Source organism: Methanobacterium congolense (genome assembly GCF_900095295.1).
Classification (GTDB): domain Archaea; phylum Methanobacteriota; class Methanobacteria; order Methanobacteriales; family Methanobacteriaceae; genus Methanobacterium_C; species Methanobacterium_C congolense.
The window spans coordinates 136,515-161,861 of record NZ_LT607756.1; the positions used below are offsets into that span (position 1 = coordinate 136,515).

Here is a 25,347-nt window from a genome sequence, read left to right on the forward strand (position 1 = left end):
GGAGTTATTGGAGGGATAACTTTGGAACTTGTAAAAAATGTTGTTTGCCCATTTTGCGGAACTCTATGTGACGATATAATCTGTAAAGTTGAGAACAACGAGATTGTGGGCACAATGAACGCCTGTATAATAGGGCACAGTAAATTCGTTCACACTGAAGGTGCTGAAAGATTCACCAAACCACTCGTGAGAAAGAACGGAGAATTCGTGGAAGTCACCATGGATGAAGCCATAGACAAAGCTGCACATATACTCGCAGACTCAAAAAGGCCGTTGATGTACGGATGGAGCTGTACTGACTGTGACGCACAGGCAGTTGGAGTGAAACTCGCTGAAGAAGCTAAAGCATGTATAGATAACACAGCTTCTGTATGCCACGGACCATCTGTTCTGGGACTTCAGGACGTTGGATACCCAATATGTACCTTTGGTGAGGTTAAAAACCGTGCAGACGTAGTTGTCTACTGGGGATGCAACCCAATGCACGCACACCCAAGACACCTTTCAAGAAACGTCTTTGCAAGGGGTTTCTTCAGGGAGAGAGGAAGACCAGACAGGACACTCATAGTTGTGGACCCAAGGAAAACAGATTCATCAAAACTCGCAGACATTCACCTGCAGCTTGACTTTGACCACGACTACGAACTCCTGGACGCAATAAGAACAGTGCTCCTTGGTAACGACATCCTATACGATGAAGTTGCAGGGGTACCAAAGGAACTCATATACGAAACAGTGGAAGTACTCAAAAATGCACAGTTCGGTATACTCTTCTTTGGAATGGGTATCACCCACAGCCGTGGAAAACACAGAAACATAGACACAGCCATATGTCTTACAACCGACCTCAACAGAAACGCCAAGTTCAACCTTATACCAATGAGGGGCCACTACAACGTTACAGGATTCAACCAGGTATGTACTTGGGAGGTTGGATATCCATACTGTGTTGACTTTGCAACAGGAACTCCAAGGTACAACCCTGGTGAATCAGGTTCAAACGACCTTCTTCAGAGCAAGGAAACAGATGGAATGCTTGTAATAGCATCAGACCCTGGTGGAAACTTCCCACAGAAGGCACTTGAGAGAATGGCTGAGATTCCTATCGTGGCAATCGAACCACACAGAACACCAACCACCGAGATGTCAGATGTCATCATCCCACCTGCAATCGTGGGTATGCAGGCAGAGGGTACTGCATATAGGATGGAAGGAGTTCCAATCAGGATGAGAAAAGTCGTGGACACTGACCTGCTCACCGACAGAGAGATCCTTGAGAGGATCCTTGAGAAGGTCAAAGAGATCAACGCATCCAAATAAGCATAGATAAAATGGGATTGAAGCAAGCGCGCGGCTTCAAATCTCTACTTTTTTTTATTTTTAAAAACTCGTTTTAAATTAATTCTAAAAATTAACTCAATGTTGACATTTTAACATAAAAAAAACTTTAAAATCATTTTTAAATAATTTTAAACATTTTTAAATAATTATTTTTAAAAAAATAGAAGAAGATAGATATTATCTATTTTTCAATCGATCAAGTAATAAACTAAATTTTACTGATTTTTTGATTCTAGTTATGAATCAGTCCCTTTTAACTGCCTGAAGCATCCCATCGCTTGTATCAACGAAGAGAATGCATTTACCGTTGACTGGACATGGTTTCACAGACTTGCCCTCGGGGTTCATCACAATACCCTCTGTCACCAGCCTACCGTCAACGGTGTAAACAGCATCAATACCTGCATTGAGAAGGGTTTCTACTGATTGAGGACCTAGGTAATCTCTTATATTTCCTTTCATCAGGAATCTGCCATCGTTACCTGCAAAGGCCAGTCCAAGTCCTGCCATAGATCCTATGACTCCATCCTCTGTTCCACCAAGACCTTCAAGGCGAATGTTAAGGTTTTTTGCAAGGGTTCTTGCCTTTTCCTGGTTTAGAACGGTGTTTTTAGCGTCCTTACTATAGGCAACAAGTGACGGCAGGATCTGGCTATCATGGGCCACTGAAATACCTGGATCACTGCCCTCGATGAAGTCATCGTAGATCTCCTTCTTACCTATCTCGAAGAGCTCATCCATGATCTCCATATCATCACTGTCCACATGGATAACTCCACAGCTGTTGTGGGATGTGAAGGGTATGTCAGGATGCACGTAGAGCTGGTGCCTTGTAACCCCAATCACAGGATACTTCTTTGAGATGGTTCCTGCAATTGCCCTTGCAAGTCTTCCTGTACCCCTTGAATTCAGGTTGTCTGTATCATCAACGCAGATGTAAATCGTCATTCGATTGCTCCTTTGATTTTATAACTTTTTTTTCAATGTCAACTGTTCTTTATCATTATCAGCTTACCAGTTGCTGGGTCCTTGTAAACGGTTCCCACAGATGACAGTCCGCTTTCACCACTTGAAGAATTCTGAACAGTGCTGTTCACTTCCTGTCCCATGTTGAGATCAACTGCTTCCTGCATTGCGGCCTTCTCCTGTGGAGACACCGTGCTTGTGCTCATGAACATTATGGTGAATATTAGGAATCCAACTGCCAGAACAAGCATGCAGTCCACCATGTTGACGGCGTAGATCATTGGATCTATCTCTTCGTCACTGGAAAGCAAACCCCGCTTCTGTTTAAAACGCCTCTGCTTCAACATCACAAGATCTCCATAATTGCATCTGCCATACTCTCAAGGTTTGAAATATCTTCCTCGTACCACCGTCTCCTGATCTTGGACACACTGAATGCGATTGCTGCTGCAGCCATACCCAGCACAGCTGCATCAAATGCAATCAGAAGATGCTGTGCAAGGTTCTCAATATCCCCACTTCCCAGGGCTGTGAGTCCTGGACCCAGGGGTATCAGTGTTCCCATAAGTCCCACTGCAGGGGAGATCTTTGCAATGATATCTGTTCTTTCAAGTTTTTTAGCGGCTTTTATGGTTTCGTCCTCAACCATCTTCATGACGAGTGACTCCCTGAATTCAGAACTCACACCGGAACTGTTCACAAGGGTCATAAGCACGTTTTTATGGCCCTTCGGAATTTCACTTGCTTCAACTATTCTGATTATTTCCTGGTGGTCATTTCCATGCTTGAGGGACAGGATCTGGTTGATGAAATCCTTAAGATCGAAGTTGGTCTTTCTTCTTTTGTAGTACTCCCCCAACAAAATGCCCAGGTTGATGAGAGCGTAGATGAAGAAGATTGTAAGAACGATCATCACTGGCATCAGGAGGCTCTGGGAAATTGCATGCATACTGCTGCTGAACGTAGCGTAAATGGTACTCATGATTAAACACCTTTTTCTATATATTTTTTAGATTATATTAACTGAATATAGTTTTTTCTCTTGATTTTAACTGTTGAATCTATAAATAATGTAAAAAGAGGATAAATACTCTTCATTCTCTTCTGACTCCGTAGAAGTAACCTGCAAGGATCAGGCCAATCAGCAGCAGTGCTACCAGGATGTAAAGGTAGTCAGGGTTTGTCTTTTGGGGAGTGGTGGTAACTTCGTAGGCTTTTCCACTTCCTCCACCTCCACCACCTTGTAAATTCTTCAGGGGACTGTTTTTATTGGAACTGGTCATGTTACCTATTGCACTGGCAAGTTTAGAATTTCCAGAGGCATCGATGAGGCTGTTCCCGTTCCCATTTCCATTTCCATTTCCACTACCCGTACCATTTCCATTTCCAGTACCACTTCCGTTTCCTGTCCCGGTACCATTTCCGGTACCATTTCCATGTCCTGTATTACCATTAGAACTGGAAACAGTGAGACTATCTGTCCTTGCAGCAGGGTAGTTATTTGTTATATCATCACCTGTGGCTTCTATTTGAAGGGTTTTGAACCTTGCTGATGCAGTCAGAGTTTTACCTGCTGCTGAAGGCATTACCTTGTAGGTTATGACGAGGGTTTTCAACAAACCCCTTTCCTCGTGCCTCATCCGATTCACATTCCATATTCCAGTTGATTCATCGTAGTTTTGCAGTGTTTTATCTGGGACTATGAACGATTGAAACTCCAATCCACTGGAATGTGTAACTCTTATAATAACTGGATACCAGTCATACAATCCGTCATTATTTGCAGTCACTGTCAATGTGACTGTATCTCCCACCTGTGCTGTTCTTGGATCGAGCTCCGCAGTTAGGCCGGCAGCAGACGCACTGCCAATGAGTGATAAGAGTAATATTAGCCCTAATAGGGCGATGCTAAATTTTTTGAGCTTCATTTTTCAACCTAATTAATTTAATTCATTGAATCCTAAACCTGTATTTCCATTCTTAAAAAAAAATAAAAAGAGAAAATGGGAGGGTTCTCCCGTGTTTATGTTAGTACCCATTTGTTGGCCCATCTTGTCTGGTTTATGTACTTCCAGTAGTAAATCCAGCCCCTCTTCCATTTGTACTTGGTCACGTAGGTGTATTTTACCTTGTATTTGGTTCTCCATTTACCCCTGTACTTGTATTTGACCTTGGTGTAGTGTCTGACTTTGGCTTTGTAGGCCACCTTGTACTTTCCCCAGTACCTGAGTTTTTGGTAAGGAACACGGACTGTGTAACTGTACGCAACTGATTTGTATACCTGGTACTTCGCTGATTTTACAGGTGAAACATTTCCATATGCATCAACACCGATGTACTTCAAAGTGGTTGATGAGCTTATGGTTAATGGACCACTGTACTTCGCACTGCTTGTGGTTGGATCAGCACCGTTAAGGGTGTAGTAAATATCTGCAGCTCCATCTGCAGTTAAAACCACATTCTGAGGGCTGTAATAATTTCCTCCACCCACATTGGCTGTCACAGTTGGTGCTATACTATCTACTGTGTAGGTCTCGTTGTAAACAGGAGAAGTGTTGCCTGTTGCATCCACTGCGTAGAACATCACAATCGTGGTTCCCTGGTTAAGGGTCAGTGTTACGCTGCCTGTCTGATGGTTCCATGTTGTGCCGTTGTCTGTACTGTAGTAGATGGTTGGACTTGAGTCCAGGTCATCGGCCGCATTTAAGGTCACTGAGTTGGTGTTGTGAAGTCCGCTTGGAAGACTTGCACTTGCTGCTGGTGCTGTGATATCTGTTATGGAGTATATCTCTGTGTGAACAGAACCCCAGTTAGTTGCAGAGTCCTCAGCCGCAAATTTAAGCGTGGTTGTGCTTTTAATGGTTAAAGGTGCTGAGTAAACTGTTTTCGTGCTGCTGGTTCTTGGATCACTGCCGTCTGTTGTGTAGTAGATCGTTGTTCCATCGTTGGATGTGAGGGTTACATTCTGTATCGTGTTGTAACTTCCTCCAGTTGGACTTGCACTTGTTATGAATGGTACCAGGTTTGCGTACTTCAAACGTGAGTTTGCAGACATGTAACTTACACTGAGGTTTCCTGATGGATCCATTGCAATGGATAACCAGTTTCCAGCACCGTCAACTGTGTCTATGAAATTGGTGATCCAGGTTGCACCTTCCTTGTAGGCGTACTTCAGGTTTCCACTTGTGAAGTCGGTGTAGATGATCCTTGGATTTCCTGATGTATCCAACAGTAGTTTACAGGCTGAAGCCTTCAGTGTAGTTACTGTTTCAATGATCCACTGTGTACCGTTCCATGAAGCGTACCTTAGGTCACCAGCGTTGAGGTAGTTACCTGCATTGACGATGTAACTGATGTGTGGCTTACCTTCAGCATCAACTGCTATGGAGTTCCACATTCCAGCGTCGCCTGAATCATCCACCTTGTTCATCTGCCACAATCCTGGTGCTACCCTTGTGGCGCACTTAAGATTGGTGGTACCTAAACTGTAGAAACTGATGAATGCATTACCATTGGAATCAATTGCAAGTGAGTTCCAGTGACCATACTGTGCTGTTGGTGTCACAGTTTCCTGAACCCAACCACTATCGTTGAGGTACATGAACTTAACCTTTTCTTCCGTGTTCTCGTAGTAACTGATCATTGGCTGATCCTTGTAGAGAACCAGGTTGATGTAGGAAACATCTATGTTGCTGACCAGATTGAAGATGTGCCATCCTGTACTGTCCCTGTATGCGTACTTCATTATGTCAGGTGTACTTTCACTGTAGGCTATATGTGGGTTGCCCTGAGAATCAAGTACCAATGATACGTAGAAACCAGAACCTGATTTAGTTGATTCAATGGTCTCTATATGCCATCCTGTACTGTCCTTGTATGCATATTTAAGCTCGGGATATGCAGTATCTGACTCAGCCTTCTGATAGTAAACTATATGTGGATTACCAGATGCATCAACTGCAATTGAATTGTACATACTGTTACTGTCAAGTATGGTACTGTTCCAAGTACCGGCTGCTGCTGGTTTGTCCAGTGCGTAGACCTCTGTGATCACGTTTGAGACGTATCCTGCAGCATCCACTGCAATGAACTTCAGAACAGTGGTTCCAACAAGGTTGATACTTATTGGCCAGTCGTAGAGTGTACTGTTGGTTGTTGGGTTGGTTCCATCAAGGGTGTAGTAGATCTTGGGACTAGGATCCATGTTGTCAGTTGCACTTAACTTAACAACTTGATCTGTAGTGTAGGATCCACCCTTCACATCTGCTGAAGCTACAGGTGCTTCAGTGTCCACCATGTTGTAGGTTTCGTTGTAAACAGGGCTCCAATTACTTGCTGCATCGATTGCTGCGTATTGGAGTGTTGTTGTGTTACTGATGGTGATTGCACCGTTGTAAAGACTTCTCGTGCTGCTGGTTCTTGGATCACTTCCATCTGTTGTGTAGTAAGTCTTAGTTGTGCTTGCATCTGAAGTTGTTAACACAACCTTCTGGGTGCTGTTGTAGCTACTTCCACTTGGACTGCTTGTTACTGTCGGTGCTGTTTTATCGATGGTGTAAAGCAGTGTGATAAGGTCCGAGATGTTTCCAGAAGCATCCACAGCTATGAACTTCAGGATGGTGTTTCCTTCATTATCAAGACTTATCGGTCCATTGTAGAGGGTACTGCTCGTTGTAGGATCGTCTCCATTTAACGTGTAGTATATCTTAGGATCAGAATCCTGATCATCCAGAGCAATCAAGTTGACGAGCTTACTGGTGTTGTAGGTTCCCTCTGGCAGGTCTGCTGAAGGTGTTGGTGCCTGAATATCCTTGTCACTGGTTGTGATGTTCAGGGTTTTCACTGAACTGCTCAGACTGTTGGTTGTTGTTAGTGTTACTGTGTAGCTGCCTATGGTTGTGTAGGTGTGGCTTGGATTCTGTTCAGTTGATGTGCTGCCGTCTCCGAAGTCCCAAAGGTATGTGAATGGGCCGGTTCCAGTTGATTTATCAGAGAACTGAACTGTTAAAGGCACAGTACCCTTGGTTTTGTCTGAAGAGAAGTCTGCAACTGCAGGTTCAGTAACACCGTTGATGTAGTAACCTGATGCTCCAGTGCTTCCAACACGGTTAACCCATCGAACTCCAGTACCCTGTTTTGAGTCTTTACAGTAGGCGTAGGCACCGAAGGCCAGCATGGATCCATCCTCGAGATTTTCAATCGCGTACTGGATCTTTATCATTCCATTGTCTATGAAAGTCGTGTCTGGATACAAATTCCTTGTGCCGCTCCCAAATAGTCCTGCCCAAAGGTCCACAAACATTATGTGGAATGTGTTGGATGAATTTGACACATCCTGACCTTCATAAATGGAATAATTATAAGCAGGACATGGTCTCCATGTTTGAGGACCGTAGAGGAAATCATCCTTTGTGAAAGTCTCGTTAACAGTCACTGGGACGTAGGTAAGGTTGTCTGGGGTGGGATGATCTATGTATGATAATGGAGTCCACTGATAACCACTTGCAGTTATGTGGATCTTGAAGTTATCTGGAATCGTTCCATTAACTGCGATCATGAGTATTCCATTATCATCCCAGCCCCTTCCTCCGGTATCGCTCAGGTAGATGGTACCGGACTGGGCAGTTGTGAAGTTCACACTCCCATAATCACTAGTGTTGCTCGTGGTTACGTGCAGAGCGTTCTGACCCTGGGTTGCACTTTGAGCCGAGGAATTGAAGAAGTTGTAGGTGTTGTTTTCACCTGTAACATTCCCGTTATCGTTAAATCTTGCACCTGCATCATTCGCCACTGTTAAATTCACATCGGCGTTGGATGAAATAACATCTGCAGATACACTTCCGCAAAGAGTGAATACCATGGCACATACGAGTGCTAGTGATATTACATAGTTTTTCAAATTTTATCCGCCTCCATATAATTAGTAATCCGACATGTTAAGGATTATGTCTCGTTATAAATAAACCTTTAGATCAAATTACAGGGGCTTGAAAAAGATACTCCCCATCTCACGCATTCCTGAAATTCAAAACAAGCATATAAACAAGAATATTCACTAAATACTTGAAAATAAGCAGTTTTAAGTTGAATTTCATCCTATTTCAATGAATTATCTTTTTTAAAAATAAGAAAAGCTGGGACTTTATTTTTCTTGTGGATAAGTTTGGCTGTTGCACGATCTTTTCCCGGATCATGTCGTACATAAAAATTTAATAGTATTCAAGAACTTTTATTCAAATTTAGAGCTTTTAAAATGTTATATCATGTTAACAACAAGTTCAAAACTAGTTTTTAAATTCATTTTAAAAATAAAAAAAATAAAAAATGGGTTTATTTTTTTCTGTTTATGGCTATTCCGCTTCCTATGAGGAGTAGTGCTGATATTAGGGCTGTTATTGGCATTCCTGTGGTTTTCATTGGTACTGTTTTTGTGGTTGTTGCTGCGTTTACTGTTTCTGGGTCTGTGGTTGTTGGTGAGGCTGCGTTTACCTGTAGAGAGTTGATGTTGCTTTCTAAGGTTGTGCCTCCGACTGTGACTGTTGGTTGTATGTTGTAGTTTCCTGCGGTTAGTACTTTGAGTTGTAGCCATAGGTTAGGGTCTCCGACTGCTACGTCGCCTAGGTTCCAGGTTAGTGTTCTGGTTGTTGCGTTGTAGGTCACGGTTCCCTGGTCCACAATTGCACCATCATATTCAAGTCCTTCTGGTATTGTGTATGTGTATACCACGTTTTTGGCTATTCCTGGTCCGTTGTTACCTAGTTTGAATTTGTAGGTTACGGTGTCCCCGATCTGTGGGTTGGAATTTGATGGTATTATGTTCACATAGACATCAGATTTTGGAACTGTGATGTAACTTGTTTTTGTCAAAGTGCTGTTACCTGCAAGGTTGCTTGTTGTGAGTGTTACTGTGTAGTTTCCTGGTTTGGTGTAGGTGTGTGTTGGGTTCTGTTCTGTGCTTGTTACGCCGTCTCCGAAGTCCCAGAGCCATGAGGTTGGGTAGTTACTACTGTTATCTGTGAACTTCACAGTTAAAGGTGAGGAACCAGATGTATTGTCTGCAGAGAAGTCTGCAACAGGAGTCACTGGTTTATAGTTAACTGTGTAACCACTGGATTGCGTATCTCCCAATACAACTTTGTTTGTCCAGCTGATTCCCTCACCCTGATTTGATGCAAGTGTCCATCCATACATGTTAAAGGATGCTGTTGTGTTCAGGTTATTGAATACGTATTGCACTTTCACAGCACCGTTGTCTATTAAACCTGGCACACTAGTTGACTTAATGTTTCCAACGTAGAGATCTATGAACATCAGGTACTCAGCAGTGGAGTTATCACTGGTGTCCTGACCGTAGTATAAAGGTAAAGTCCATGATGTTCCTGGACCTGGCTTGTAGACATGTGGTCCGTACTGGAAGTCAGACTTTGTGAAAGTCTCATTCACACCTGTGATGTAGTGATAGTCCGTTGGTGTTGGTGGCTGATATGCCCCAGCAACCGCTGGAAGTGTCCATGTGTAACCATTCGAAATGATGGTCACGGAGAAATTATCAGATATAGGCCCCTTCACTGATAACAGAAGTATGATGTCATCGGTGAATCCACGACCCCCAGTGTTGGTGAGGTAGAACACACCTGATGAGGACAAACTCGTGGAATTAACAACAGTTACCTCACCATAGTTTAAATACTTGCCTGTGGTGCTGTTATAATCTGTACTGTTGGTGTAAGCGATGTGAAGCTCGTTCAATCCACCTCCATCTGCTTTGATGTAGTAGGTACCGTTAGGGCCAACGTAATAAGCACTGTCATTGTTGTACTTCACCCCTCCATCGTTGGACACGTTGATGAATATGTGCCTGTTGGATGGAAGATCCGTTGTGTTCATGCCCGACTGAGTGGAAATCGTAGTTCCGCTTACACTATCTGCAGATGCACTTCCACACAGGGCCAATACCATAAAACAGAGAATTGCTAATGATACTGCATGTTTTTTCACTTTTTCACCTCCGATTATTTTTATATGATATGTTTAGAATTACATATCTAAATTCAAATATGCTAACCATTCATATAAACCTTAAGATTCTAACATCCTTCCTAAATAAATAATAGAAAAATATCTAATCTTTTGATAAGAATTTAGAGATAATACTCAGAATCCAAATCATTCAAACCCTAATGAATAGATAAAAATTTCACCAGGGAATTACCATGTGATCAAATTAACATGATGCAAGTTTTAAAAATAATCCTAAAACAATGAAAAACTTCAAAAAGAGTTACCTTAAGCTTGGTATTCACTGCCATTCCATAAAATATGGCTCTTCATTTGAATTAGTTTAATAAATCGAAATAAATCCAAAATCAGACATTCAAAAGAAATAAAAAAAGAAAAAAGGGTTTATTTTTTTCTGGATATTGCTAATCCGCTTCCTATCATGAGCAGTGCTGATACTAGTCCTGCTATTGGCATTCCTGTGGTTTTCATTGGTACTGTTTTGGTTGTTGTTGCTGCGTTCACTGTTTCTGTGCTTGGTGAGGCTGCGTTTACCTGTAGAGAGTTGATGTTGCTTTCTAGGGTTGTGCCTCCTACTGTGACTGTTGGTTGTATGTTGTAGTTGCCTGCTTGTAGTACTTTGAGTTGTAGCCATAGGTTAGGGTCTCCGACTGCTACGTCGCCTAGGTTCCAGGTTAGTGTTCTGGTTGTTGTGTTGTAGGTTACGGTTCCCTGGTCCACAATTGCACCTTCGTATTCGAGTCCTTCTGGTATTGTGTATGTGAATGTTACGTTCTTGGCTATTCCTGGTCCGTTGTTACCTAGTTTGAATTTGTAGGTTACGGTATCCCCGATCTGTGGGTTGGAATTTGAAGGTATTATATTCACATAGACATCAGATTTTAGAACTGTGATGTAACTTGTTTTTGTCACAGTGTTGTTACCTGCAAGGTTGCTTGCTGTGAGTGTTACTGTGTAGTTTCCTGGTTTGGTGTAGGTGTGTGTTGGGTTCTGTTCTGTGCTTGTTACGCCGTCTCCGAAGTCCCAGAGCCATGAGGTTGGGTAATTGCTACTCGTATCTGTGAACTTCACGGTTAAAGGTGAGGAACCAGATGTAGTGTCTGCAGAGAAATCAGCAACAGGAGTCACAGGTTTGTAGTTAATTGTAACCACACATGGATTCATATTGTTTATGATTGGGCTACACCAGTTAATTCCAGTACCCTGGAATGATGCACCAGTCCATGCGTAAGCGTTGAATGAAGCATTTGTGTACAGGTTGTTGATTGTGTATTCAACCTTAACAGCACCGTTATCTATTGGAGCTTGTGCAAGACCTGCCTTTAAGTTTCCAACGTAGAGATCTATGAACATCAAGTACTCAGCAGTTGAAGGATCACTGGTATCCTGGCCAGAGTAAAGTGGCTGCCATCCTGAAGGAGCAGGCCTCTGTGTCTGAGGACCGTAACGGAAGTCAGACTTTGTGAAAGTCTCATTCACAGCCCCTACAACGTACTGAGGGTTTGTTGGCAGTGGTGGCTGAGTCTGACCAAAGACAGGAATTGTCCAAGTGTACCCACTTGAGAATATGGTCAAATTAAAATTATCAGATATAGGTCCCTTCACTGATAACAGAAGTATGATATCATCGTTGAGCCCACGACCACCAGTGGTGGTTATGTAGAACACACCAGAGTAAGAACCACTGGTGGTGTTGTTCACCATTACTTGACCATACATAGCGCTTGTATCGTTACTGTAACAGATGTGAAGCTGGTTAAGTCCTCCACCTTCAGCCTTGATGTAGTAAGTACCATTGCTACCGCCCGGGCTGTATGTTGCGTTGTTTAAATAGTAATCATAGTCCACGTTGTACTTAACTCCATTATCATTTGAAACGTTGATGTAGACGTGGTTGTTCTGTGTAATGTTGGTTGTGTTGCTCAGGTCAGTTGCAGATGCACTTCCACAAAGGGCTAATGCCACAACAAGCAGAACTGCTATTGGTATTGCGTGTTTTTTCACTTTTTCACCTCCGATTATTTTTATATGATATGTTAAGATTTACATATCTAAATTCAAATCGGTTAATCAATTATATAAATATATCCGATTGTAAGAATCCAATTTTGAGGTTAATATAAACTAAGTTAAGATCGTTTGCAGTTGGAGTTTAAAATCGTTGCACATCACTTACTTCAAAAGGTATTCGATCACTGAAGGATAAAATTCTGAATACGACTTCTGTAGAATTAACTAAAAATGAGTTATTGAACTTAAAAAAGAAAAAAAATAAACAAATGGGTTTTTTTAGGTTTTTACCCATTTTGTGCCTGTTTTGGTTATTGTTTTGTATTTCCAGACTTTTTTCCAGTGGTATCTCCATTTTCCGTGGACTTTTTTCCATTTAACCTTGGTCCAGACTTTTTTCCATTTGGCCTGGACGTTGTATTTGTAGCTCACCAGTTTGTAGATGTTGTATTGCTGTGTGTATATCGGTGATGTGTTACCCTCAGTGTCCACTGCGAAGAATTTCAGGGTTTTGGATGTGATTAAGCTGATTGCTCCTGTGTACTTCGTGCTGTTGGTTGTTGGAGTACTACCGTCAGTTGTGTAGTAGATTGTGGCCGTGGTATTGTTGGTTGTGAGGATTACTGTTTGTGGTGTTTTGTAGGTTCCACTTTTAATGTTGGTGTTTACTGTAATCGGGTTATAAATGCACGTACAATTACCAGAACCACTGCACGTACCATTGCCGCTGCCACTGCCTGTGGCATTTGCAAGAGGAGATACTTTTAGAATTGATGATTTTGCAGAGGGCGTTTCATCCTCCATGTGAACATTGGAACCTTCCACTACGAGTGTATCAAATTTTGCTGTGGCAACCAGTTCCTTACCAGCTGCTTCAGGCAGTACCTTTGCATTTATGATGAGCGATTTTTGATAGCCCCTTTCGTCATGATTCAATGTATTCAAATCCCATATTCCAGTGGTGGGATCGTATCCTTGTAAAGTTTTATAAGGTACAACAAAAGACATGAATTGTAATCCATCCGCTAGTGGAGCATATACTTTTACTGGAGACCAATCAAAAAATCCATTATTAACAGCAGTTACGCTTATACTAACAGTATCGCCAACGTTAGCTGTGGTTTGATTAAAATCAACAAACAAATTTCCATTAACATTATAAACTGCTTGATCTACAGTTGTGTTGTTGGTATCGTTGGTAGCGGATGTTGCTCCTATAAATGGGATAATTAAAACAAATAATAATCCTATTAAACTGATAATTCGTATTGATTTCACAATTTTACCCCTGATTAGTGAAACAATTACATGCCCTTAGAGTTTGAATTATAGTTGGATAACTCATGCACATAACTGTCTGTATATTTCTTATTATCATTAGGTGCAAATAAATACCTATCGATAAAGTATGATTAAGGGTATGAATTAAAAATTAATTTTAATAAATCCAATCAAGCCCCCCATTTTCTGAAACTTGAAATTTAAGAGTTTATAAGATTTAATTTCAGAAAATTAGAATTCAATATTCAACGCCTCAAAAAAAGATAAAAAGGGGTAAAATTATTTATTTTTTTCTGCTTATGGCTATTCCACTACCTATCATGAGTAGTGCTGATATTAGGGCTGTTATTGGCATTCCTGTGGTTTTCATTGGTACTGTTTTGGTTGTTGTTGCTGCGTTCACTGTTTCTGTGCTTGGTGAGGCTGCGTTTACCTGTAGAGAGTTGATGTTGCTTTCTAGGGTTGTGCCTCCTACTGTGACTGTTGGTTGTATGTTGTAGTTGCCTGCTTGTAGTACTTTGAGTTGTAGCCATAGGTTAGGGTCTCCGACTGCTACGTCGCCTAGGTTCCAGGTTAGTGTTCTGGTTGTTGTGTTGTAGGTTACGGTTCCCTGGTCCACAATTGCACCTTCGTATTCGAGTCCTTCTGGTATTGTGTATGTGAATGTTACGTTCTTGGCTATTCCTGGTCCGTTGTTACCTAGTTTGAATTTGTAGGTTACGGTATCCCCGATCTGTGGGTTGGAATTTGAAGGTATTATATTCACATAGACATCAGATTTTAGAACTGTGATTTTGGTGGTCTGTGTGCTGCTACCTGCTGCGTTGCTTGTTGTGAGTGTTACTGTGTAGTTTCCTGGTTTGGTGTAGGTGTGTGTGGGGTTCTGTTCTGTGCTTGTTACGCCGTCTCCGAAGTCCCAAAGCCACGAGGTTGGAGTTCCTATGGAACTGTCTGTGAACTGCACATTTAATGGTGCGGAGCCAGACGTTGTGTTTGCAGAGAAAGCTGCAGTTGGTGCTGCTCCAAGCACATTGTAACCTGAAGTCCCTATTTCTGTTCCTCCCAGAACGTTAACCTTGTTGGTCCATTGAACTGCAGCGTTTGCTTTCCTATAGGAAAATGCATTGAAAGCTGCCAAACTATTCACTGGGAGATTTTGGAATGAATACTGTATTTTTACCATTCCCATGTCGTTCAGTGCTGCGTTGTTCAGAATTCCAGCATAGAGGTCTATGAACAGGATCATGAATGTGTTGGACGAGTTAGTCATGTTCTGATACTCATAAATCGGATAATTCACGAGGTTGCATGGCTTGTAAATCTGGGGGCCGTAGATAAAATCTGAGGCGTAGAACGTTTCATCGAGTGTTGTGGAATTGTAACTCAGATCTCCAACAGATGGAGCTCCTGATTTCGGTGTCCACTGATATCCACTCGCGGTTACATGAAGCTGAAAATTAGCAGGCACAGTACCGTTAACAGCCAGCATCAAAATAACATCGTCTTCGTAACCTTTACCTCCAATACTTGTAATATAAAAAGTTCCAGACTGTGAAGTAGTATTTACCACCTTTCCAGTAGCGGCGCTGGAATTATCAGTTATTTTTAAAGCATTAACTCCATCAGCGCTTCTATTAAAGAAAGTATAACTGTCGTTGAGGTCACTGAATCTGGCTCCATTATCATTGGCCACAGTTAAGTTCATATAATTTGAACCTGTTTCAGCAGCAGCTGCGCTCCCACATAAACCAAGAATCATTAAGAAGCTGATTGTCAGAAATATATATTTTTTCACATTGTCACCTCCGATTATTTTTTTTAATTGATATGTAGATGTTTACATATTTAAATTCAAACTTCTTCATCATTTATACAAAAATATATCAAGTTGTACAACTTTTCCCCTAATTGATAGAAAATTTAATAATACTCCTGCTTAGAATTTAAAAGATGATCAACTTTTTTTAAGAAAAAATATCGAATATGATCATTTTAGTGATTAATAAATTAAAAATCAGTCATTAAAAAAAGTAAAAAATAAGAAAAATGGGCCAAATTATTTATTTTTTCCTGTTTATGGTTAGTCCGCTTCCTATGAGGAGTAGTGCTGATATTAATCCTGCTATTGGCATTCCTGTGGTTTTCATTGGTATTGTTTGTGTGGTTGTTGCTGCGTTTACTGTTTCTGGGTCTGTGGTTGTTGGTGAGGCTGCGTTTACCTGTAGAGAGTTGATGTTGCTTTCTAAGGTTGTGCCTGCAACGGTTACTGTTGGTTGTATGTTGTAGTTGCCTGCTTGTAGTATTTTGAGTTGTAGCCATAGGTTGGGGTCTCCGACTGCTACGTCGCCTAGGTTCCAGGTTAGTGTTCTGGTTGTTGCGTTGTAGGTCACGGTTCCCTGATCTACAGTTGATCCCTCGTATTCGAGTCCTTCTGGTATTGTGTATGTGAATGTTACGTTCTTGGCTATTCCTGGTCCGTTGTTACCTAATTTGAATTTGTAGGTTACGGCGTCACCCACCTGTGGGTTGGAATTTGATGGTGTAATGTTCACATAGACATCGGACTTGATCTGATAGGTCTCGTTGTAGACTGGACTCCAGTTACCAGCCGTATCCACAGCCGCAAACAATAACGTGGTTGTACCGTTAATGGCTATCGGACCATTGTAGACGGTTCTTGTACTGCTTGTTTTTGGGTCTGTGCCGTCGGTTGTGTAGTAGGTTGTTGCTGTGTTATCGTCAGCTGTGAGGGTTACTGTTTGTGTGCTGTTGAACAGTCCTCCAACTGGGTTTGCACTTACAGTAGGTGCTTTTGTGTCAATGGTGTAGGTTTCGTTGTAAACCGGACTCCAGTTACCTAAACTATCCGCGGCTGCGTAGAGTAATGTTGTTGTGGTGTTGATGGTTATTGGTCCATTGTATTGTGTTCTTGTGATACTGTTGGTTGGGTCAGTGCCGTCTGTTGTGTAGTAGATGGTGTCTGTGCTGTTGGTTGTATTGATTGCTGTTAATGTTACTGTTTGTGTGGTGTTGAACAGTCCTCCAACTGGATCAACTGTTACATCTGGTGCTGTTGCGATTTTAGTCAATGCAAAACCACCAGTTCCTACCACGTATACATTACCTAAGTTATCAACTGAAACTCCATTTCCGCAGTCCGTACTTTTAGTTCCAAGAAGAGAAGCATAGAGTAACGCAGTTCCGTTTGCATTTAATTTAGCTATAAATGCGTCCCATGTACCTCCCATATAACTTGTTTGAATTGCATTAAACGTTGATGGGATAGCGGCGGAGGTTCGTCCTGTGATGTAAATATTTCCTTGAGAGTCAATTGTGATTGCACGTGCATCTTCAAGACCAGTTCCTCCAAAGAGGGTGCACCAAACTAAGCTTCCATCAGAGCTAAATTTAGCGATGTACGCATCACCGGAACCTTTTTTGGTTGATTGGTACGTTCCTGTTGTGGCAAGGTTTGCACTTGTGGTTTGCCCAGTTATGTAAATGTTTCCTTGGCTGTCGGTTGTGATTGCATATCCATAATCGGTAAGACTTCCTCCAAAGTATGTGGAGTAAACTAACTGGCTCCCATCTGCGCTGATTTCACTTAAAAAAGCATCAGTATAAGTTAAGGTTGTTTGGTATGCATTACTTGTCAATGGAAAATCAGAGCTTGTAGTTTTTCCTGTTATCCATACGTTACTTTGGTTGTCAATTACAAATCCATATGGAATGTCATCTGTTGTGTTTCCTCCTAAGAGGGTGCTGTAGATCATAGTCCAGTTGGAGTTGAATTTTGTCAGGAAAGCATCTCCATAATAATATCCATTATTACTTCCTATTTGTGTTTTGTAAGCTCCTGTTGTTGTTGGGAAGTCTGCACTGTTGGTTTGTCCGGTTAGGTAAATGTTTCCGCTGCTGTCAACTTTGATTTTTGTGCCGTATTCTACTCTGGCCCCTACTTTTTCGGTGGAATTTCCTCCTAGGTATGTGCAGTAGAGTAGTTGGGTTCCGTCTGCGCTGAGTTCGATTATGTATGCATCTGATCCTCCGTTGAGGGTTTTTTGGTATGCGTTGCTTGTCACTGGGAGATCTGTACTTTTGGTTTGTCCGGTTATGTAGATGTTCCCATTTTTGTCAACTGCAATTCCATTTCCTGTATCACTACCGGTTCCTCCGATTACTGTGGCGAATATGAGTGTTCCATTTGAGCTGTATTTGGCTATATAGGCATCACCGCTGGATAGGGTGTTTGTTGTGCTGTTGTTTGTTGTGCAAGTTCCGTGGGTTATGTTGTAATCTGCGTTTGAAGTTGATCCTGTGACGTAGATGTTTCCCGCACTGTCAGTTGCAATTTCATTTCCATTGAGGCTTTCGTTTGAGAAAATTGTGTAATTGGTTGGAGTCGTGCCTGTGTATGCCGCTGAGGCTGCCCCACTAAGTATGATTGCAAGGAACATGACCATTAATAACATTGTTATTTTGATTTTCATTTGCCTTTTTCACCTCCTTTTTTTTTCGTTCGTTTTTTTGGATCCATAAATAAAATAATGTATTAACGTGATCCATAGGTAGATATGCGAGATGATATTATAAACCTATCGGAAGTGATTGGATCTCTCAAAATGAGTTTTGAATTAAAAAGGAGTATGGGGTATATGTAGATTGATGAAATTTTATTATTATGTTCCTATTTCAAGGAAAATTTTGTAAAACATCTGTTTTTTCCTTTTTTGATCACTCTTTTAGAAAGTAGTTATAATCAGATTTTAGCTTTAAAAACGGATCAAATATAAAAAATAGTAAAGGAGGGGTTTTGGTTCATTCTAGGTTATTATCCATTTGGTGCCTGTTTTAGTTATGGTTTTGTATTTCCAGACTTTTACCCAGTGGTATCTCCATTTGCCTCGGACTTTTTTCCATTTGACTTTGGCCCAGACTTTTTTCCACTTGGCACTGACTTTGTATTTGTAGCTCACTAGTTTGTAGATGTTGTAACGTTGCGTGTAGATCTGTGATATATTGCCTGTTGCATCCACTGCAAAGAACTTCAGGGTTTTGGATGTTGTTAAGTTGATAGTTCCATTGTATTTTGTGCTGTTAGTGGTGGGATTAACTCCTGTTAGTGTGTAATAGATTGTGACTGTTTCACTTCCTTTTAATGTAACACTTTTGGGACTGTAGTAGCTACCACCCTGAAGACTAACATTGACTGTTGGTGGTGTGTTGTCTGTAACTGTGACGTAACTTATCTTTGTATCGTTACCGTAGCAATTGGTTACAGTTAGAGTAACTTTATAGGTTCCTGTTTTTGTGTAGATGTGAGTGGGGGTTTGTGAATTGCTACTTGTTCCATCTCCAAAATCCCAACTCCAACTTGTAGGATTGCTACTAGTATCATTAAACTGCACACTTAACGGTGAATCACCTGTAGTAACATTCGATGTGAAACTCGCAATAGGCACATCTTTAATTACGTAAAATACCCCAGTTGCACGACCTCCAGTGTATATTGTCCCATCTGATGTAATAGTTAAGCTGAGTGATCCTCCTGTATGGTATGTCCATTTCACTGTTCCGTTGGGTTTTAATGCATATAAATCAGAGTACTGTGGAGTGTCCACCCCATATACTTCAGGTCCATTCAGAATTGATATGTATATTGTTCCATCTGAACCAATAAGGCAACTATATATAGAACCATAAAAGTTGTCGTAGCTCCATTTGAGTGTTCCGTTTGAGTTTAAGGCATATAATGCCCATGGCTGATTGTATACTCCGAAATATATTGTTCCATCTGATGCTATGTTAAAGCAACTTATACCGGACCATTGTGTGCTATTGTCAACTGTGTATGTCCATTTTGTTGTTCCATTGGGGTTTGTTGCAGTTATTGTTACTCCACTTATGGTGTATATTGTTCCGTCTGATCCTACTGTTTCTGAGGTTGAGGTTTCTGGGCTACTTGTTCCATCTTGGTTAAATGCAGAACCTCCACAGTGTATTATTCCATTGGAATCTATTGTGATACCGCCTGAGGCTTTTTTTGTCCATTTCACTGTTCCGTCGGGGTTGAATGCATAGAATCCTGGAACTAGATTACTGATAGAGACATATATTGTTCCATCTGGTCCTATAACTATGGGATTTGTGATGTAATGTATAACAGATTCTGTTGCGTTATATTTCCATTTTAATGTTCCGTCAGGGTTTATTGCATATACAACACCCCAATAGCTACCTACGTATATGGTTTCATCTGATCCAATGGTTGGAGCTCCTTTTATTCCTCCGTAGGTGGTGTATTTCCATAATAATGTTCCATTAGGACTAAATGCATATAAAGCACCGTCATGGCTATTACCATTCCATGTTCCAACGTATATTGTTCCATTTGAGCTAACAGTAACTACACTATCTGTGTTACTGCTTCCAACTGTGTATGTCCAGTAAGTGGTGTTGGTCTGTGATCCCGTGTAATTCAATTGATTATAGTTGTTAGTACTATTCGCAATTGTTCCATTCCCAATTATATAATTTTGAATGTATAGTGGGCTCCAGTTACCTGCTGGGTCTTCTGCTGCGTATCGTAGTGTGGTGGTTGTGTTTATGGTGAGGGGTGTTGTGTAAGTGATTCGTGTGCTGCTGTTTCTGGGATCTGTGCTGTCTTTTGTGTAGTAGGTTGTTGCGCTGCTGTCATTCATGGTTAAAGCCACGGTTTGTGTGACGTTGTAGGTTCCACTGGTTAAATTAGCAGTAACGGTAGGTCCAGTGTTACTGTTTGCAGTGTCTGTTGCACTTACGGTTCCCAATACTGAGATGCAGAGTATTACGGTGAAAATCGTGAGCATGGATATTTTGTTATATCTTCTCATTTTTACCTCCTTTTGCAATCTTTTATTTTTTATGGATCAAAAAAAATGAATAAAGTAATAAAGATCCACGATTATTAATAATCGAGATTTATATTTATACGTATCGATCATGGAGGCATGAGTTATGGGATCAGAATATTGAATAAATTTCATAATAACTTAATTTTAAAGTTTAGAGCATATCCTTCCTTTTTTAGGAGATATTCCTTTAAAAATAGTTTGAAGGGGTTGTTTATCCCTCCAATTTTTAATATTATTGTGCTATAATCTATTTTAGAACCAACTTGCAACATTCCATCCAGAGGTAGCTGATGAGTTGGTTCCGAGTACGTTCACTGAGTTGGTCCATCTTATGCCCTGTCCCTGATTGGAACTGTTGCAGAATGCATAATCATTGAAAGAGAGTAGCGAATTTTGTGGAAGACCGCTGACTGAATAGGTGACATTAAGCATACCATTGTTAACGTTTGGCTGTCCACTCCATGTGGAGGAGGACAATGTATTTGTTCCGATGATTCCTGCTTTACAGTCAACGAAAATTATATGGAATGTGTTGCCACTTTGATTATCTTGGCTTACACTTTGGCCTTCATAGAGAGCATAATCAGTGTATGGGCATGGTTTCCACACTGAAATATAACCGCTGGTACCGTTAAAGTCAGATGCGTCAAATGTTTCATTCAATGTTGATAAGTAAGTAGTGTTGCTGTATGAGGGGTATGAACCTGTGGGAACCGGAGTCCACACATATCCGGAAGCATTTATTGTGATCGATAGATTGGCTAAGGAATCCATAGTTCCGTTCACTGCTATCATGAGTATTCCATCGTCGTCCCAACCTCTACCACCAGTATCACTCATAAAAAAGGTACCAGAATTATCATTAGTTTGTGTTACAGTTCCTGCTGAAGTTCCAGTATTGGGGGCTATGTGTAATGCATTTAAGCCTTGCCCTGGATTTTGGTTTGTACTGAAGAAGTTGTAAGTGTTATCTCCATTAATGTTAAATCTGACTCCAAGATCATTTGCCACAACTAAATTGACGTTCTTATTCGTAGATATTGAAGAGTATGCACTTGCGGATCCTATTGTAGCCATAATTAGGCATATAAAAACAATAGGAATCACCATATTCGATTTTTTAATTTTTCCCATATTTTTTTCACCTCTTTCTATTGCATCGAAGTGTGATCACATTGTATTCGACAGTGCTGGTTTATTTCTTATTAATATTTATACTTTGTTATAATAATTTAATACCTTTTCAATGAAAAAAAACGGATTTTCAGTTTTAAATCCTAATATTAGTATTTATAATTAAAATTAAAAGTTATAAATGGTTTATAATGAATATTAAATATTTAAAATATGTTATAAATGATTTTTAAGTTGTTTTTGAAGGTTTTTAAAAATAGGTGTTACAGGTTAAAATGCACGTTCATGGGATGATTTTATGATAAAATTGGAACTTAAAAAAATGTTTTTTTTGGATATAATTCAATTAAAAATATTATAAGAAGATTTAATATCCTATTTTAGATTATTTTTAATATTAATGCAATTTAACCATTTAAAATCCGTAATAAGGTTTCAAATCCTGGTAATTTTCCCTTAAACTTAAAATTCCTAAAATATCCCTTCGATATGTTTATTAATACATATTGACTAAACCTAAATCTGGTCAGATCAAAACATGACCTTTTCAAAAATGAATTTGAAGCAATAAACAAAGGAAACAATACACAAAGCATCATAAAGGTGGTGAGATATTATGAAACTGAGTTAGCATCCACAGATTCGCCCATTTCAACACGTTTATTAACTCATATCGCATAATAAAATTTAGCTTATAATATATAGAAGAAGATCTAGTTCATAAAAAGAACCTTCATCTTTTTAACCAAAGTTACAGGTTGTAAAATCCATGAAATCTATCAAAAATCCCAAGGTAATCGTATTAATAGTAATTGCAGTTTTAGCTGTTATCGGTGTGGTTGTAGTGGCCACGGCTTACACTGGACAGGGGTCCAATTCAGGAGGCCAGTTCACTGACATGTTGGGAAGGAGTGTTGACATGCCTGCATCGGTCAGCAAGGTCTACTCCCTCAGTGCCACATCCACAGTCCTGCTCTACATGCTGGCCCCTGAGAAGATGGTTGGCTGGGACTCCCAGAGATCCGAATCCCAGAACACTTACATGTCCCAGGAGTACAGCAGCCTTCCAGTTCTCGGAGGGGGTAAGAAGAATGCCAACTACGAATCCATACTCTCCTCAAACCCGGACATAGTACTGGTGGGTCATGGAGGCACTGTGGATGATGTCAACGAGATACAGGAGAAATTCGGTGAAGTTCCAGTTCTGGATGTTGAGGGTGACAACAACCTCACTGACATAGTCTCAGCCATCAGTTTCGTTGGTAAGGTTACTGGAGAAACAGGTAAAGCCGACAATCTCACAGCCTTCTACAAAAACGTCCTGAACCAGGTTAACACCACGGTGTCCACCATACCTGAGAATGAGAAGAAAAAGGTGTACTACGCAAAGGACTCCACAGGTCTTAAAACCTACGCCCCAGGTTCACCCCAGACCCAGCTCATAAGTATCTGCGGTGGAACCAACGTTGTACAGGCCCCTGTGTCCAAGGGTGGAATGGGAGTTTCAATGGAACTCATACTTCAGTGGAACCCCGACATTATCATCACAAGCAGTTCTGATTTCTACAATGGTGTATATTCAAACGCCCAGTGGCAGAACATAACCGCAGTTAAGAACAAGCAGGTTTACCTGGCACCACAGTCTCCATTCAACTGGTTTGAAGGACCACCAGGAGCCAACACAATCATAGGCATACCATGGACAGCCAAGGTACTCTACCCTGACAAGTTCAAGGACCTGGACATGAACAGTCTTACAAAGGAGTTCTACTCAGAATTCTACCACTACAACCTGACCGATGGACAGGTGTCCAGTGTACTGAGCTCCTCTGGATTGAATCAGGCTTAAAATGGGTGAGAGATTGTTCAAAGAGAAAATCAGGGAAAGGGTAGCATCACATGAGGTATCTGCAGTATTTCTAATGGTAGTTGCCCTGATCATCCTGTTCTTCCTCTCATTTCTTTTTGGAAGATATCCCCTGTCTCTGAGTGAGGTTGTACTGGCAGTGGCTTCCAAGCTGGGCCTTGTAAGCTTCACACTGCCCCCTGCAGTGGACACCATCATCTTCCAGATAAGGTTTCCAAGGATAGTGGCTGCCATGATGATAGGAGCAGCCCTGTCCATTGCAGGTGCATGTTTTCAGGGACTCTTCCAGAACCCCCTGGTTTCCCCGGATAAGTTAGGTGTTTCAGCAGGTGCAGGCTTCGGTGCTGCCCTTGCAATACTATTTTCAGCCAGTGTGTTCATGACACAGATGTTCGCCTTCTTCTGGGGCCTTGTGGCTGTTGGATTAACCTACTTCATTGCAAGGGCATTTAAGGGCACCTCCATGCTGACGCTGGTGCTCTGCGGTATCGCAATAGCTTCAATGTTTTCTGCACTCCTGTCCCTAATCAAGTACGTTGCGGATCCCTATGGACAGCTGCAGACCATAGTTTTCTGGCTCATGGGAAGCCTTGCAGCTGTTAACAATCAGGATCTCATCATAATGGGTGTTCCAATATTGATAGGAACTGCAATCCTTTTAATGGTAAGGTGGAGGATGAACGTTATTTCAATGGGTGAGGAAGAGGCCCAAACCCTGGGAATAAATATAAAAAGAATGCAGGGACTTATAATTGTCTGCTGTACCGTGGTGACAGCATCGTCAATCAGCATATGTGGAATCATTGGATGGATCGGACTTGTGATACCCCACATAACCAGGATGATAGTGGGTCCTGATCACAAGGTACTTCTACCTGCAAGCATAGTTCTTGGAGCTTTCTTCCTCCTTCTCATAGATGATGTGGCCAGAACAGTGGCCCTGGTTGAAATTCCCCTGGGAATCTTAACAGCCCTCATAGGTGCACCCTTCTTCATTTACCTTCTTATTAAGAGCAGGGAGGTTTGGTCATGAGCGATTTACTTGAAATGGTGGATGGGACCTTCTCCTACAATGGAAGGGAAAACATATTCGAGGACATCAACTTCTCCCTGAAGAAGGGGGATGTTTTCTGTATTTTAGGTGCCAATGGAACTGGTAAAACAACCATGCTCAAGTGTTTGAATGGACTCATGAAGCTGAACTCAGGCTCTGTACTTCTGAATGGACGTAACATTTACTCAATGGATCACTCTGAGATAGCCAGAAACGTAGGTTACATACCCCAGATGCACAACTCCACATTTCCCTTCACTGTTCTGGATGTGGTTCTCATGGGAAGGGCACCCCACCTTGACATCTTCTCCTCACCAACTGAGAAGGATGTGAAGATAGCTGAGGATTCCATGAAGTCCCTGAACATCTTTCACATGAGGGACAAACCCTACACAGAGATCAGTGGCGGTGAGCAGCAGCTTGTCTTCATTGCAAGGGTTCTGACCCAGGAACCGGATGTTCTTCTTCTGGATGAACCCACCTCCCACCTTGACTTTGGTAACCAGATAAGAACACTCAACATAATAGAAAGATTGGCTAAGAAGGGCTTTTCCGTTGTGATGTCCTCCCACTTCCCTGATCATGCCTTCATATCCGCCAACAAGGTGGCGATAATGAAGGGAAAGAATTTCATTGACATGGGCACTCCAGATGAGGTGATAACAGAAGAGAACATGGAAAGGGCCTACGGTATCAAGGTGAAGATTGTGGATATAGACAATAGAACTGCTTGTATTCCTTTAAAGATATAGTGATACGAATAAAAATTCAAGTCCATCCAA

Annotated in this window: 17 protein-coding genes; 5 read left to right on the top strand and 12 right to left on the bottom strand. The window is 41.3% G+C overall.

The window, feature by feature from the left end; translation table 11 throughout:
• Positions 1 to 21: 21 nt before the first annotated feature.
• Positions 22 to 1,320: a formylmethanofuran dehydrogenase subunit B gene (locus tag MCBB_RS00645; protein WP_071905796.1), complete on the top strand. Its 1,299-nt coding sequence runs from the start codon at positions 22 to 24 to the stop codon at positions 1,318 to 1,320.
• Between the two features lie 264 nt (positions 1,321 to 1,584).
• Here the strand turns inward: MCBB_RS00645 and MCBB_RS00650 are convergent, their stop codons facing one another.
• The 12 genes from MCBB_RS00650 to MCBB_RS11920 form a co-directional block, all read right to left on the bottom strand.
• Positions 1,585 to 2,289 carry an ABC transporter substrate-binding protein gene (locus tag MCBB_RS00650; protein ID WP_071905797.1) on the bottom strand — a complete coding sequence of 235 codons (705 nt, stop codon included), beginning with the start codon at positions 2,287 to 2,289 and terminating at the stop codon, positions 1,585 to 1,587.
• Positions 2,290 to 2,327: 38 nt separating this feature from the next.
• Entirely contained in the window at positions 2,328 to 2,654 is a 327-nt protein-coding gene (locus MCBB_RS00655) for a DUF2149 domain-containing protein (protein ID WP_071905798.1), read from the bottom strand.
• The gene (locus MCBB_RS00660; protein ID WP_231916377.1) at positions 2,654 to 3,289 is read right to left on the bottom strand and encodes a MotA/TolQ/ExbB proton channel family protein; all 636 of its coding nucleotides are present in this window, start codon (positions 3,287 to 3,289) and stop codon (positions 2,654 to 2,656) included. The genes MCBB_RS00655 and MCBB_RS00660 overlap by 1 nt, the downstream gene beginning before the upstream one ends.
• 112 nt (positions 3,290 to 3,401) lie before the next feature.
• The gene (locus MCBB_RS00665; RefSeq protein WP_071905800.1) at positions 3,402 to 4,235 is read right to left on the bottom strand and encodes a DUF11 domain-containing protein; all 834 of its coding nucleotides are present in this window, start codon (positions 4,233 to 4,235) and stop codon (positions 3,402 to 3,404) included.
• A 95-nt stretch (positions 4,236 to 4,330) separates the two neighbouring features.
• Complete coding sequence (locus MCBB_RS00670; protein WP_071905801.1) at positions 4,331 to 8,206, bottom strand: chitobiase/beta-hexosaminidase C-terminal domain-containing protein; 3,876 nt, start codon at positions 8,204 to 8,206, stop codon at positions 4,331 to 4,333.
• Positions 8,207 to 8,637: 431 nt separating this feature from the next.
• Positions 8,638 to 10,305, bottom strand: coding sequence for a PKD domain-containing protein (locus MCBB_RS12320; RefSeq protein WP_071905802.1), 1,668 nt, complete (start codon positions 10,303 to 10,305; stop codon positions 8,638 to 8,640).
• A 405-nt stretch (positions 10,306 to 10,710) separates the two neighbouring features.
• Positions 10,711 to 12,330 (bottom strand): PKD domain-containing protein, encoded by a 1,620-nt coding sequence (locus MCBB_RS12325; RefSeq protein ID WP_071905803.1) that lies wholly within the window; start codon positions 12,328 to 12,330, stop codon positions 10,711 to 10,713.
• A gap of 285 nt (positions 12,331 to 12,615) precedes the next feature.
• Positions 12,616 to 13,614 (bottom strand): chitobiase/beta-hexosaminidase C-terminal domain-containing protein, encoded by a 999-nt coding sequence (locus MCBB_RS00685; RefSeq protein WP_171899054.1) that lies wholly within the window; start codon positions 13,612 to 13,614, stop codon positions 12,616 to 12,618.
• Positions 13,615 to 13,900: 286 nt separating this feature from the next.
• Entirely contained in the window at positions 13,901 to 15,412 is a 1,512-nt protein-coding gene (locus tag MCBB_RS12330) for a PKD domain-containing protein (protein WP_071905805.1), read from the bottom strand.
• 265 nt (positions 15,413 to 15,677) lie between these two features.
• Positions 15,678 to 18,107 (bottom strand): SBBP repeat-containing protein, encoded by a 2,430-nt coding sequence (locus MCBB_RS00695; RefSeq protein ID WP_071905806.1) that lies wholly within the window; start codon positions 18,105 to 18,107, stop codon positions 15,678 to 15,680.
• Positions 18,108 to 18,440: 333 nt separating this feature from the next.
• Positions 18,441 to 20,489, bottom strand: coding sequence for a chitobiase/beta-hexosaminidase C-terminal domain-containing protein (locus tag MCBB_RS00700; protein WP_071905807.1), 2,049 nt, complete (start codon positions 20,487 to 20,489; stop codon positions 18,441 to 18,443).
• A gap of 273 nt (positions 20,490 to 20,762) precedes the next feature.
• Positions 20,763 to 21,173, bottom strand: coding sequence for a hypothetical protein (locus MCBB_RS11920; RefSeq protein WP_171899055.1), 411 nt, complete (start codon positions 21,171 to 21,173; stop codon positions 20,763 to 20,765).
• 16 nt (positions 21,174 to 21,189) lie between these two features.
• Between MCBB_RS11920 and MCBB_RS11925 the strand changes: the two genes are divergently transcribed.
• From MCBB_RS11925 to MCBB_RS00720, 4 genes are all read left to right on the top strand, one after another.
• A complete protein-coding gene (locus MCBB_RS11925) occupies positions 21,190 to 21,474 on the top strand; it encodes a hypothetical protein (protein WP_171899056.1) in 285 nt (94 codons plus the stop codon).
• A gap of 939 nt (positions 21,475 to 22,413) precedes the next feature.
• Complete coding sequence (locus tag MCBB_RS00710) at positions 22,414 to 23,493, top strand: ABC transporter substrate-binding protein (protein WP_071905809.1); 1,080 nt, start codon at positions 22,414 to 22,416, stop codon at positions 23,491 to 23,493.
• 1 nt (position 23,494) lies between these two features.
• Complete coding sequence (locus tag MCBB_RS00715) at positions 23,495 to 24,544, top strand: FecCD family ABC transporter permease (RefSeq protein WP_071905810.1); 1,050 nt, start codon at positions 23,495 to 23,497, stop codon at positions 24,542 to 24,544.
• Complete coding sequence (locus tag MCBB_RS00720) at positions 24,535 to 25,317, top strand: ABC transporter ATP-binding protein (RefSeq protein WP_171899057.1); 783 nt, start codon at positions 24,535 to 24,537, stop codon at positions 25,315 to 25,317. The genes MCBB_RS00715 and MCBB_RS00720 overlap by 10 nt, the downstream gene beginning before the upstream one ends.
• Positions 25,318 to 25,347: the final 30 nt, after the last annotated feature.

What these genes read in the sequence shown, in the direction of transcription:
- MCBB_RS00650 (WP_071905797.1), bottom strand. Translation starts at nt 2,289, where the DNA reads ATGACGATTTACATCTGCGTTGATGATACAGACAACCTGAATTCAAGG.
- MCBB_RS00655 (WP_071905798.1), bottom strand. Translation starts at nt 2,654, where the DNA reads ATGTTGAAGCAGAGGCGTTTTAAACAGAAGCGGGGTTTGCTTTCCAGT.
- MCBB_RS00660 (WP_231916377.1), bottom strand. Translation starts at nt 3,289, where the DNA reads ATGAGTACCATTTACGCTACGTTCAGCAGCAGTATGCATGCAATTTCC.
- MCBB_RS00665 (WP_071905800.1), bottom strand. Translation starts at nt 4,235, where the DNA reads ATGAAGCTCAAAAAATTTAGCATCGCCCTATTAGGGCTAATATTACTC.
- MCBB_RS00695 (WP_071905806.1), bottom strand. Translation starts at nt 18,107, where the DNA reads ATGAAAATCAAAATAACAATGTTATTAATGGTCATGTTCCTTGCAATC.
- MCBB_RS00700 (WP_071905807.1), bottom strand. Translation starts at nt 20,489, where the DNA reads ATGAGAAGATATAACAAAATATCCATGCTCACGATTTTCACCGTAATA.
- MCBB_RS00710 (WP_071905809.1), top strand. Translation starts at nt 22,414, where the DNA reads ATGAAATCTATCAAAAATCCCAAGGTAATCGTATTAATAGTAATTGCA.
- MCBB_RS00715 (WP_071905810.1), top strand. Translation starts at nt 23,495, where the DNA reads ATGGGTGAGAGATTGTTCAAAGAGAAAATCAGGGAAAGGGTAGCATCA.